We start from the raw sequence: 12,559 nt of genomic DNA on the forward strand, positions 1-12,559 counted from the left end.
TAAATTAATGATCTAGGGGGCTGTACATGGCTAAATACAGTAAGCTGACAAGAAAATCAATGATACTCATTGGCACTACTCTTCTTCTGGGGACGACAGTATTCAGCGGATGCAGCAACAACAATTCTAGCAAAGACGCAGTTACATCAACCGATTCATCCGATCCGGCTGCTGGAATCGATTACAGCAAACCTCTTACCATTACCTTGTTCAACAACGCCGCAAATTACCAGGGAGAGCAGACTGGATGGTACGGAAAGTTGATTAAAGATAAGTTCAATATCACCTTAAATGTCCTGTCTCCACAGGTTGCGGGTGATCAGCTGTACAAGACAAGAGCGGCCTCAGGAGATTTGGGAGACCTTCTGATTATTGAAAACAGTCAGTTGGAGGAATTGATTCCAGCGGGTATGATTATGGATATAACGGACAAAATCAAAAATACCGAGTACCTGTCCAAATACGTGGATAATCACTTCAAGCCCTTTAATGCTGCATTTGAAAGTATAAATCCGGACGGTAAAATTTATGCCTTGCCGACTTTTACATCGGACACTTCGCCAACAACCTTCTCAGAAGAAATCCCTTACTCTAGTCCGATTATGCCTTGGGATTATTACAAGGGGATTGGCTCTCCCAAGCTGAATAATCTGACTGAACTGCTGAATGCACTGAAGCAGATGCAAGAGAAATACCCCAAGACACCTGACGGAAAACCAATCGTTCCGATTACCCTATGGAAGGACTGGGATAAAGGCAACATGGAAAATGTCCGTTGGTTAAGCAACTGGTACGGATATGAGCAACCGGATGGAACCTCAACCATTCAGCTGAATGTAAAAGGCGATATCGTTCCGCTCGTTGACGACAACAGCATGTACAAAAAAATTCTCAAGTTCTATTACGATGCCAATCAGATGGGGCTAGTTGACCCAGACTCTCCATCCCAGGATTGGAATAAGGTCTCAGAGAAGCTGACCAACAAACAGGTTCTGCTCTTATGGTATTCATGGCAAAGAGGCTTCTATAACACCATTGCAAGAGGTAATGAAGGGGACGGCAATGTGGCTGTTCCGATCGCAGATACCCACCTTATTCAGAATAGTGATGCCTACTTCGGAGACGGTAGAGTTTTTGCTGTTGGCTCAAAAGCGAAAGATCCAGATAGAATTATTGAATTCATGGATTGGCTGGCCTCTCCCGAAGGTCTACGCTACTATACCAATGGATTTGAAGGTTTCAATTATGAAAAAACGGCAGATGGCAAGTTAAAGTTGACTGAAGTAGGCCAAACTGCCTTTCAAGAAAACACCCCTGTTCCTGATCAGTACGGAGGCGGAGGATATCAAGACGGACAGAGCAAGATCAACTCTATGATTATGAGCGATTTTGTAGTAGATCCGGATACAGGAGAATTCTACAATAATAATTATTGGACCTCAACCATCGAGGCCAATAAGACTACTTTAACTAAGGAATGGCAGAAAACTTATAATGCAACCACCCCGACAGAGTACTACCAGATCAACAATATGATCGATATCGTGCCAAATATCAATACAAGTCTCGGGTCGGATTCGTCGGAAGTTAAGAATAAACGAAGTCAGATCTCTGATTATGTGAAGAACACTTCTTGGAAAATGGTATTCGCCAAGGATCAAGCAGAATTCGATCAGCTCTGGACCAAGTTGAAGAGTGATGTGGTCGGTCTCGGTTGGAATGATGTCGTTGCCGTTGATACAGAAAGAGCTCAAAAAATCGTTAAACTTCGTGCTGATGCAGTCGCAAGCAAATAAATAAATAAATGATTACATCAAACGATTGTATATTCTGATATTATCAAAGTAAGGGACGTTCTAAACAGCCGGATCCGGTCTGTGTGGAACGTCCCTTTTTGTCTTATGAGGCTACCTGTGAGCAGCTAGAAAATGAGCTTGGAGAACTGATATAAGCCGTTCTTCCAGACCGGCCAATCATGATCGCCGTTTTCCTCTACCCAGATATGCGGTACGGAATGCTGCGACAAATAGGCATGTGTCCGGTCACTGACATTCTTTAGGCTGTCCAGATCACCGCACGATAGCCAGAGCAGACTGAGCAGTTCTGCGGTCTCTTGCGGTTCCGGGATCAACAGCTCGGGTAGCTTCGTATTGGGAGCAGGCGAGAATGCCCCAATCCAAGCGAAGTGGTCCAGATTGTTCAGACCAATATTCAGGGACTGTCCTCCGCCCATGGATAATCCAGCAATGGCGCGGTTCACCCGGTCTGTCCGGACCGAATAATTCTCTTCTATATAAGGGATAAGATCGTGGAGCAAATCTCTCTCGAATGTTTCGAATGCTTGTACTTTGTCCGGGGCAAAAAAATCTCCTTCTGCTCGGTCATTCAGCATCGCTCGACCGTTGGGAAGAACAACGATCATGGGCTTCAACATCTGATCAGCATATAGATTATCCAGAATGATCTGAGGTTTGCCGTGAATATACCACTCATTCTCATCTCCGCCAATCCCATGTAGCAGATACAACACGCTGTATTCCTGCCCATCCGAATAACCTGGCGGCGTATATACCCTTACCTTCCGGGTGTTGCCTATTGTCCTGGAGGGATACTCTATGGTATGAATCTCCCCCCGGGCAATAACCTCTCTCTCCTTGTCATATTCAGATGGTGTCATTTGCATCTTATATTTCTGCTGGCTCTCGTTCAATACTGCTCACTCCTTTCTTATATGAATAGGCCCTCACTCGAAATATTGCTCAACCAGAAATTGCATAAGCTCACCCGGCGGCTCCTCCACAAATGTTGCTTTGTCTGCAAAGACCATGCCATAAGGCGTTTCTGGCGTACACGGTTCCCATATAGGCATATTCTCGCCAGTGGAATCTTTGCCGTTCGGATTCCCTGTGCCAATGAAATAGGCAAGATAATTGCACATTTGACGGGCAAGATCGTAATGCTTCCCTACAAAAGGGCGCCAGCATTTAGCCAATGTCTCGAAATGAAACCACAGATCTACCGAATGAAAGGTTCCAGGATTATCCCAGCCCGGAATATCGGCATCAAACGTGTAATAATACATCGGAACACCGCTGTCGGAATCGCTGTTAGCCTTAACGGCAACACGAACCGCATATTCAATGTTGTTCACGGAAGCTTTATCGATCATTTCCTCCAGATTTCCTGAATCAACGGAACAGAGTTCAAGGTACTTTTCCGCTTCCTCTCCGAACAATTCAACAGCATTTCCTCTGAATTCCTCCACGCTGCTGGCGTCAGGAACACTGAAAAATTCAGACGAGGTATTTCCCAGCATGATCGGTACTTTATGGTGCTCTCCCTTCAGAAAAAGGTCATAAGGGTTACCTGTACAATACAACTGATCCATAACCGTTCCCCAGGATTTTCCGAATTCCAGTATTTTATCGCGAATATATATGGCATCAAGCATGCGGGCCTCTCTCAAAGTCGAAACTCCCATAAACTTAAAAAAGGACTCCCCCTCATCTTCAGCCTCCTTCAGTGTACGATTATGCGGAGGTACTGGACTGTTCGGATACAACGGATTAAAGATCCCGCTCATCATGACTGCCCGCTGAAACAACCCTTCATTCTGCGGCGAGGTCAATTGGCTCAGCACACTTCCGCCGCCAGCTGACTGTCCCCCTATCGTGATCTGGTCAGGATCCCCACCAAAAGAAGCGATATTGCGTTTCACCCACTGTGTACCTGCTTGCTGATCCAAATGGCCGAAATTAGCGGGAGCATCGGGGGATTCCGCGCTAATCTCTGGATGGCTCAGAAAGCCAAACGCGTTCAGGCGGTAATTTACGGTTACTACGACAATCCCCCTGCGGGCAATGCGTTCGCCGTCAAACTCCATTTCAGCCGTATGACCAACCTGAAATCCTCCGCCAAAATACCATACAAAAACGGGAAGCTTCTCATCAACGCTTACGGCCGGTGTCCAGACATTCAGATAAAGACAGTCCTCATCCATTGGAAGATCCGGATCTACCGACCATTCGCGGGTATATATATTATTCACATCTATGACGGTCGGGACCTGCATCGAAATAGGGGCAAAATCATATGCTGTCAATTTCCCTTCCCAGTCTTGCACAGGCTGGGGAGCACGCCAACGGTTCTCCCCCACAGGTGGGGCGGCAAACGGAATTCCCTTGAAGCTGGTAATACGAGGATCAGCCGCTGGAAGTCCTTGAACGATACCATTTTCAACTTGGACTACTCTTAACATATCCTTACCTCCCGTTTGTAATCGTTTACATAAATGGTTCTTTAATATAAAAAAGCCCACCTTTGCTGTAAGCCCAATGCATGAAGTGTGCTAGCTTCGGAGCGTACACTATGTCACCCGTGGTAACCAAGCATATCATTCCGATCATCGTTTTGTTGTGGTATTATAAAACAAATAACCTTACTTCGTATTGATAAATTCTAATAAACAAAAACGTGCATTTCAATGTTAGAATTCAGAAACACCTCCAACATCGCATTAATATACAGTATAAATTATAGGGAAATACTGAATTCTAAACAATGATATTTCCTACCCAATTATTGATGTATCCGAAGAAAGGAGCAGCCATGCCTAAAATACACTATGTCGAATTTGATGCTACACACCCTGAAGATTTTGTGTACAATATACCCGAAGGATTTGATGCCTGGCTTCTGGTGCTCACACAAACAGCAGCGTTATTTAATGTTAACGGGAACTTGAAGGAGTTTCCTGCTCACTCTATTGTTCTATATCCACCTAAGCACAATATTTATTACCGCGCTTGTTCCCAAAAGTACATTAACGACTGGATCCGTTTTGATGCGGACGAATCCTACATTACAGAAAACAATTTGCCTGTTGGTATTCCATTCTCATTGCCCGATCCCGGCTATTGCCACCAATTGTTTCAACTCTTGACACTGGAGAACACTTTTCAGAACGACTATCGGGAGTTGTCCATTGACAACCTATTCAGAATCTTATTCAACAAGCTGTGTGAAGCGTCCCAAGATAAGCTGAGTCCACAATATTACAATCTTCTGGACTTACGTAAGACTCTTTACAATAACCCGGGCCATCCTTGGACTGTTTCATCCATGGCCGAGCATCTACACATAAGCGCTGGCTATTTACAAACCATATATAAATCAACCTTTGGTATTTCCTGCATGGAGGATGTCATTCATTGCCGGATTCGGCTGGCTAAAGAAAGGCTTGGTTTTGGCCAGCACAAAATTGCCGAAATCTCGGCACTCTGCGGTTATGCGAATGTGGAGCATTTCTGCAGGCAATTTCGACAGCTTACCGGCTATTCTCCTCGGGCTTACCGGGACACGCTTACCACCAAAGAACCAAAAAGCCTAGGAGAACAATTAATATGATTGAGGAATAGCATCTCCACTTGACTCGAGTGATTACGTTACCCATTACTCTTCATTAACCGGGCTATTCCTCTCCATTTCTCACACTCGACTATATTCCGCCGGAAAATGTTAAGCACATATATCTCTCCACGCCCGAGCCTAGTTCTGTCTGTGATAATGGAAATAATCGAAATCAACATAGCCACCAGACTGTTTGGTCGCGTAATTGAACAAGCCAATCCGGTATCCCATAAAATGATCCAGTGTATATTTCATATTTAGCGTCTGGCCAATCGGATTCCAAGCCGTTCCGTTCTCCGAATAAGAGAAATTGGCTTGATCTAGGCTATCCTCAAAATTGAAATCAATCCTGAGGTAGATCTGGTCACCGTTAAACTCTACACTCTCCACCGTCTCCCCTCCGTTGGCACACATGTTCACGCAGAATCGGCCTTGCTCTTTAGCGGCTATCTCAACAGAACCAAACCCGTTTTGCAGCGCCACCATTCCGGCCCTGTCGCCGGACCGCATGCCCGAGAGGTCCAGCACTGTCTCCGCGCTACAGGCTGGGCCCTCCGTTCGCTGTGTCAGCGTATTGCGAGCCAGCAGGACGCTGTCGGTCATTTGCCCGGTGCTCAGTCGCAGAAATCCCGGTCGCTCCGTGACAGACCATAGCTCATTGTCGGGATTATGGTTCCACTGCCAGTTCAACGCCAGCCGATTGCTTGCATAGTCGAACTCATCGCTGATAACAAGCGGTTTCGGTTCCGCAGCAGGAAGCCTTGTCGCTATGATTTGATGCGCTCTGCCGTTCTCTCCGATGACCGGCCAATCATTCTCCCATCTCACAGGAAGTACGCACGGAATCCGTCCAACCGCATCATGATCCTGGAACAGCATCGCGTACCAATCACCACCTTGAGTATCGACAATGCCGCCTTGCGCGACACCTTTATTACGGTAGCCAAGATCATCGTCCAACACTATTTTCCGCTCATAGGGACCTAGGATCTCGCGCGAACGGTAGCATAGCTGACGTCTGCGCTCATGGCCAGTTCTCGGCCATTCAATAAAGAATATATAGTAATAGCCATTCAACTTGTACGCATGACAGCCTTCAATCCGTAACCCGATGTCTTCCCGTTCACCTTCAATCAGCAGTTGATCGGTTCCGCCGGGCTTCACTGCCGTCAAATTCCTTGTCAGCTCCTTAATCCTGATATCGCCGTTCCCGTAGATCACGTAGTTGCGGTTATCATCATCCAGCAGTAGACCTGGATCATGATGAAGCCCTGGTATTACTGAACGTTTCCATGTCCCATGCTCGATATCCTCTGTCCGGTAAATATAGAACTGGTCCATGTCATTAGATGAGAAGCAAACATAGTAGAACCCCTCCTTATAGCGGAGGGATGCGGCCCAGGAACCTTTGCCGTAAATGCCTTTGCCATCTTGTAACCGGTGGGCCTCGTTATCCTCAAACGTATCATAGACATAATTCACAATTTCCCAGTCATTTAGGTTCACCGATTTCATGATCGGACAGCCCGGCATGGAATGCATGCTAGTGCTAATCATATAGAACATAGACCCTACCCGGATGACATCGACATCAGGGACATCTGCCCACATAACAGGATTAGTAATAGTGTTGGTATACAATATATTGGCCCCCTTGGGATTAGGTATGCTACTCCGTAAATTGCCAAGCTGCCAGCTTGAACAAGTCTGTCCCGCTCTTACCTGTAAATACTAGATAGAGGTCATGGACTCCCGCCGCTCCCTTGATCTCTGTCTTCAGCTCTACCCATTCCTCAGACACGTTCGGTGCAGGAACAGATAGCTTACCAACCAATAGGCCAGCCGGGTCATCCAGGTGAATCTCTAAGGTGCCGCCAGCTTCAAGTGTCATGATCGAAGCACTGAATACTTCTGCTCCCTGGCTTCCGAAGTCGACTCTGGATAACCCAATCCAGTCGCCGTTATTAATATCCGTTACAATCTGTTCTCCCCCCACAGTCATGAATTCTGTCTTCACGCCCGCGCTCCATCCTATCGTTGCACCCTGTATACGTTCATATGGGTTCAAGGTTTTGATCTGTTGCACCCCCTTGTAATCCGCTTCAATATCCTGAATGGAGCCGTCCTCATTATGGGAGAAGCGGTTGAGATGCGTCGAACGATAGCCATTCGCTATCCCCTGTGCCTTGGATAATGTCTGTGCGTGATAGGCGATATACCAGTCGTCATGAAATTGAAAAATCGCATGATGGTTATTCCCGGATACCCCGAAGAAATGTCCCGGATTCTTCAGGATTGTTCCGTGATATGTCCAGGGCCCCATCGGTTTGTCGCTCGTCATATACGCAATCTCTCCCGCAGGAGGACTGCCCTCTGGACGTTCTCCATCATAGAAATTGGAGCAGTAGGTATAATAGTAGGCTCCTTCCCGCTTATGTATCCCCGCATCCTCGAACATGAATGGAGCTGGAATAACCTCAGCAATACCCATTACGCTGGTCATATCATCCCCCAGTTCCATGACCCGTGCTGTGCCAGGCTCCGCAAACTGTCCTTCTGGGACACCGCCTCCGAAATAAATGTAGCCCTTCCCGTCGTCATCGACCAGGACCGCTGGATCGAACAACCAGGTTACATCCTCGACTCCCGGAGTAGAGCGCAGAATCAGTGCTTCCCCGATAGGATCAATCCATGGACCCATTGGAGTGTCACTCGTCAGAACGCCGATGCCGCTCGCATTATTGGCGAAGTACAGAAAGAACTTGTCCTTGCCATTGATCAATTTATGAACCGCTGCAGGCGCCCATGATTGGGTAGCCCACTTAGCTGCCCCCTCTGGTCCTGCCACCGCTATCGCACCGTGATCGGTCCAATTGACCAGATCAGCAGAGGAAATGACCGTAATCGTATTGATACTGCTATAAGAGTTCTCTTTCACTGTGCCATTTCCATCGTATTCTAACGCGTCGTTGGTCATATAGAGATAGACTCTGTCTTCAAATACCAGGGCATAAGGATCTGCTCCGTATCTGTGAGCAACTAGCGGATTGCCTCTTGGTGGTACCTTTCCTGTAGCCTGATTCAGTAAATATGTCATTTGATTCCCTCCATTGTGGTTAAGCTTTGATTCATTATTATTTAGACAACTAAATATATAATCGACAAATTTATTTTCCTTCTTATTTAGTTCTTATAGGGAAACGAATAGGAACTCCCTGCTTCACCTATGAACGACACGATATTTAGGCCTGGCCCTTCCAGTCGGCACGGGCCGGAAACCGCGCAAGTCACAACTACCTCTGTGACGAGTCCCTCTGCCCAGGCGAAATCAAGGGTATACCCGCCCCTCGCCCGCAGGCCCTTGACGCTTCCCTCACTCCAGCTTTGCGGCAGCGCGGGGAGCAATTGGATTGCCTCAGTGTGACTCTGGAGTAACATCTCTGCAATCCCCGCCGTTCCGCCAAAGTTTCCGTCAATCTGGAATGGTGGATGGTTATCTAGCAGGTTGGGGAGCGTTGAATGTTTGAGTAGAGCGCAGACGTTCGCATAGGCCTTATCTTTATCCTTCAATCTGGCCCAAAAATTAATGATCCAGGCCCGGCTCCAGCCAGTATGGCCGCCTCCACTCGCTAGTCTTCGTTCCAATGTCATCCGGGCAGCTTCAGCCAGTTCCTGCGTATGCTCAACAGTGATGGCATCACCAGGGTACAGTGCAAACAGATGGGAAATGTGGCGGTGTCCCGGCTCCACTTCTTCATAATCCTCCATCCATTCCTGAATCTGACCGTATTTACCGATTTGAGTCTTTGGCATACGCGCCAGAGCGGCGGTGAGTTCTTCGAGGAACGCCTCGTCTTTGTCTAGTATCTCCGTGCTGCGAATGCAGGCCCAGAACAAGGCTTCAATGATCTGAAAATCCATTGAAGCCCCGGCACAAAGCACACCTGACTCGCCATTTGGAAGCTTATAGGTATTCTCAGGAGAAACGGAGGGGCAGGTAATCAGCCGACCATCTTCGTTTTCTATCATATAATCAAGTAGGAACCGGGCGGCCTCCTTCATCGTCTCATATGCCTGGGCTAGGAAATAACGGTCCTGGCCGAACCGGTAATGCTCCCAGAGATGCAGGCACAGCCAGGCGGCGCCCATGGGCCAGAAGGAAGCCGGCAAGTAAGTATCCTGTGGGGCCGTGTCCGCCCAGATATCCGTATTATGATGCGCCGTAAAACCTCCGCATCCATACATGACTCGAGCCGTGGCCCTTCCCGGCTCCCGCAACCGCTCGATCATATCGAATAGTGGTTCATGACATTCGGTCAGATTGCAGATTTCGGCTGGCCAATAGTTCATTTGCACATTGATATTAATGGTGAATTTACTATCCCAGGCCGGAGTGAAACTGTCATTCCAAATGCCCTGCAGATTCGCGGGTAAGGAGCCTGGGCGGCTAGAAGAGATAAGCAAGTAGCGACCATATTGGAAATAGGTGGCTAGTAGACCGTTGTCCCCCTCCCCACTCTGAAACTGCTTCAGCCGCTCGTCGGTCGGCAAGTCGCTATGCTGCGGATTCTCCGGCAGCGTCAGTGTAACCCGCCCGTACAATCCGCGATAATCTGCAATGTGACGAGCCAGCAGCTCTTCATAGGAAACCTTGCTCAGCTCTACCAGCCGTCTCTTGGCATCAAGCTGCGGATCGGGATGGTGGAATGTGGTCCCTGCGGCAAGCAGTAACGTGACCGAGTCCGCCCCATCTACAAGCAAATACTCACCGACGGTGCGGCAGGTGCCATCTTCGGTGACTGCCTTCAAGACGGCGGCAAAGGTGCTACCCCCATAACCACCGCAATTGCCAATCATCGCTAGTCCATTATTCTGCCATTTCTCTGTTTTCTCCATGTATCTCCAGTTTTGACGGTTAAATCGCGCCTTCAGGGAAACCCCGTTCTTATGGTCGGAGGAAATCCGGATGACAATGGTCTGATCCGGAAAGCTTGCCAGCATCTCGCGGGTATATCGGACCTCACCAATTCGGTAGCTGACCCGGGACACGCCACGTTCTAAGTCCAACTCTCTGACATAATCTTCGGCAGGCTGCCCGTGGCCGCCAAACGATAGCAGCAGCTCGCCCAGTGGCAGATAATGGCGCTGCGCTTCAGGCAGTCCCGCCATTGACATAGCTGCCAGCTCCTCCGCCTCCCGCAACCGTCCCTCCAGAATCATGCTGCGGAGCTCAGGCAAATGAGGCAGGGCATCTTCATTATTGCGGTCACGCGGGCCACCGTACCATACGGAATCCTCATTGAGCTGAAGCTTCTCCTCAGCTGTACCGCCAAAAATCATGGCACCTAACCGCCCGTTCCCAATCGGCAATGCGTCATTCCATTCCCGCGCCGGTTGGCTGTACCATAACCGCCGCTTGTGTTCCACGCTTGTCATGATTGCAACGCTCCTTCAATCAGCCTCATATAGCATCGTGGTTAGCCAGCTCTACTAGCAACTTGATTATCTTAGAATCTAACTCGAGTCGAGCTAGTTCTTGAAACGTCCGTTCATATCCTTGAAACACTCCGTTAGGAAATGTCGCGTGGCGGGTTATTCCAAAGTAAATGAGGCCAAACTGGCGCTTCCGTTGCCAGTATACGTAAAATACAATGCTTGTACGCCATCAGGAATAGCCACTTCCGCACTGTACTCCTTCCAAACATTCGTAAATTCTACTGGTATTCGCCCTAATGTCGGTCCACTCCACGATGTTTTCACTTCAAATGCACCTTGGCAATATCCGCGCACTTTGATTATGACTCTAGTGATTCCTTCACATGCAAAATATTTAAACCCCGCAGTAGCCGAATCCGTCATATTGGCAATATAGCTGGTTTCCTCATCGCCATCCCTACCGTCCTGCGTAATCTTCGGAAACCGGCTATCCATCCATGCTCCGGTAGGACCGAATCCTCCTGTATACATTTCATGATGTTTGCAGAACAAATGGCAGGCCAGATATGCCGGATATTCTCCCTGACCCTCGAGTGGTCCTCCGTTCGAACCGCAAGACGTGATCTCCACCTGGGGAATGGTGCCATCCTTAAGGAATTCGATTCGCTCGATACAGCCTTGCCGAGAGAAGGCCGTTCCATTGGTGTGCCGGTGATAAAAAATGTACCACTCTCCATTGATCTCCACGATACTGCCATGATTGTTGCCGCCATAATACATTGGCTGGTCCGCCGGCTTGTACGTATCGATATGAAGATCACAATTGCTCAAAATGACTCCCTGGTATGTGAAGTCTTTGGTCGGATGCTGGCTGCTTGCATAACACAGTTCATGCATGGAGATGGAGGAATAGATCAGATAATAGGTATCTCCCCTTTTGCGAATTGAAGGAGCCTCAAAGAACTCATAGTCTTCGAAGCCACTCCCTTTACTGTAGGGCTGGCTCGGTGCAACAAATACAGGTTCTTCAATTATAGTAAGCATATCCGGACCAAGTACCATTGCCATAGCACCGTGTCTGGATTTATCCCCAAATCCACAAAATCCAGTGTACAAGTAGGTCTTCTCTCCTTCAGTCAGTACGCCGGGGTCAAACTGCGGCTCATCGCCTTCCTTTTCCCCCAATCGTATTCCATCGGCATATCTTACATAGCCGTAGAACTCATACTTACCCCCCGGCTTGTCACAGACAGCCACCGAAACAACGGGAATCTTATCGAGCACATAATAGAGATAATACCGCCCGTCCGTTCCCACGGTGACGTCGGGAGCATATAAGCACATGCTACCTTCAGGATTAAGCGGGTCATCCGTAGTTCGGTAGATCACGCCTTCGCATCGCCAATCGGCCAGATTGTCCTCCGGCGCCGACCAGCATACATAGTCGTTCAAACAAAAAGCGTGTCCATTAAAACGGTCATGTGAGCCATACACATAGACTCTACCTTCAAAAACATATGGTTCTCCGTCAGGGATATATTCCCAAGACGGGAGATACGGATTTAATCCTTGTTTTTTCACCATCGTAATTTCACCTTTGTCATTTATGATTTTATGCTTGTACAATCACTTGGATGGAATAATTACCATGATCGGGGTGCAAATAATTATTTCCCCAAGGTATGAACATCACCCTCAAAGTATATGGAGCGAC

At 48.1% G+C, this 12,559-nt stretch carries 8 protein-coding genes; 2 read left to right on the forward strand and 6 right to left on the reverse strand.

Going from position 1 to position 12,559, the window contains the following annotated elements; translation table 11 throughout:
- Positions 1 to 26 precede the first annotated feature (26 nt).
- Positions 27 to 1,796, forward strand: coding sequence for a type 2 periplasmic-binding domain-containing protein (locus AC1D7X_RS02180; protein ID WP_495474562.1), 1,770 nt, complete (start codon positions 27 to 29; stop codon positions 1,794 to 1,796).
- A 125-nt stretch (positions 1,797 to 1,921) separates the two neighbouring features.
- Here the strand turns inward: AC1D7X_RS02180 and AC1D7X_RS02185 are convergent, their stop codons facing one another.
- Together AC1D7X_RS02185 and AC1D7X_RS02190 are read right to left on the reverse strand one after the other, a co-directional pair.
- Positions 1,922 to 2,710: an alpha/beta hydrolase gene (locus AC1D7X_RS02185; RefSeq protein WP_495474563.1), complete on the reverse strand. Its 789-nt coding sequence runs from the start codon at positions 2,708 to 2,710 to the stop codon at positions 1,922 to 1,924.
- 33 nt (positions 2,711 to 2,743) lie between these two features.
- A complete protein-coding gene (locus tag AC1D7X_RS02190) occupies positions 2,744 to 4,258 on the reverse strand; it encodes a carboxylesterase/lipase family protein (RefSeq protein ID WP_495474564.1) in 1,515 nt (504 codons plus the stop codon).
- A gap of 350 nt (positions 4,259 to 4,608) precedes the next feature.
- On the opposite strand from AC1D7X_RS02190, the gene AC1D7X_RS02195 reads away from it, so the two are divergent.
- Complete coding sequence (locus AC1D7X_RS02195) at positions 4,609 to 5,406, forward strand: AraC family transcriptional regulator (RefSeq protein WP_495474565.1); 798 nt, start codon at positions 4,609 to 4,611, stop codon at positions 5,404 to 5,406.
- 141 nt (positions 5,407 to 5,547) lie between these two features.
- Here AC1D7X_RS02195 and AC1D7X_RS02200 read toward each other — a convergent pair whose 3' ends face one another.
- The 4 genes from AC1D7X_RS02200 to AC1D7X_RS02215 form a co-directional block, all read right to left on the reverse strand.
- On the reverse strand, positions 5,548 to 7,020 hold the full coding sequence (locus AC1D7X_RS02200) for a glycoside hydrolase family 43 protein (protein ID WP_495454723.1): 1,473 nt from the start codon (positions 7,018 to 7,020) through the stop codon (positions 5,548 to 5,550).
- Between the two features lie 58 nt (positions 7,021 to 7,078).
- Positions 7,079 to 8,506 (reverse strand): glycoside hydrolase family 43 protein, encoded by a 1,428-nt coding sequence (locus AC1D7X_RS02205; RefSeq protein WP_495474566.1) that lies wholly within the window; start codon positions 8,504 to 8,506, stop codon positions 7,079 to 7,081.
- An 86-nt stretch (positions 8,507 to 8,592) separates the two neighbouring features.
- The gene (locus AC1D7X_RS02210; protein WP_495474567.1) at positions 8,593 to 10,845 is read right to left on the reverse strand and encodes a glycoside hydrolase family 95 protein; all 2,253 of its coding nucleotides are present in this window, start codon (positions 10,843 to 10,845) and stop codon (positions 8,593 to 8,595) included.
- Between the two features lie 156 nt (positions 10,846 to 11,001).
- Positions 11,002 to 12,429 (reverse strand): family 43 glycosylhydrolase, encoded by a 1,428-nt coding sequence (locus AC1D7X_RS02215; protein WP_495474626.1) that lies wholly within the window; start codon positions 12,427 to 12,429, stop codon positions 11,002 to 11,004.
- Positions 12,430 to 12,559: the final 130 nt, after the last annotated feature.

This window comes from Paenibacillus sp. Y568 (assembly GCF_059445545.1).

What these genes read in the sequence shown, in the direction of transcription:
- AC1D7X_RS02180 (WP_495474562.1), top strand. Translation starts at nt 27, where the DNA reads ATGGCTAAATACAGTAAGCTGACAAGAAAATCAATGATACTCATTGGC.
- AC1D7X_RS02190 (WP_495474564.1), bottom strand. Translation starts at nt 4,258, where the DNA reads ATGTTAAGAGTAGTCCAAGTTGAAAATGGTATCGTTCAAGGACTTCCA.
- AC1D7X_RS02195 (WP_495474565.1), top strand. Translation starts at nt 4,609, where the DNA reads ATGCCTAAAATACACTATGTCGAATTTGATGCTACACACCCTGAAGAT.
- AC1D7X_RS02200 (WP_495454723.1), bottom strand. Translation starts at nt 7,020, where the DNA reads ATGTGGGCAGATGTCCCTGATGTCGATGTCATCCGGGTAGGGTCTATG.
- AC1D7X_RS02205 (WP_495474566.1), bottom strand. Translation starts at nt 8,506, where the DNA reads ATGACATATTTACTGAATCAGGCTACAGGAAAGGTACCACCAAGAGGC.
- AC1D7X_RS02210 (WP_495474567.1), bottom strand. Translation starts at nt 10,845, where the DNA reads ATGACAAGCGTGGAACACAAGCGGCGGTTATGGTACAGCCAACCGGCG.
- AC1D7X_RS02215 (WP_495474626.1), bottom strand. Translation starts at nt 12,429, where the DNA reads ATGGTGAAAAAACAAGGATTAAATCCGTATCTCCCGTCTTGGGAATAT.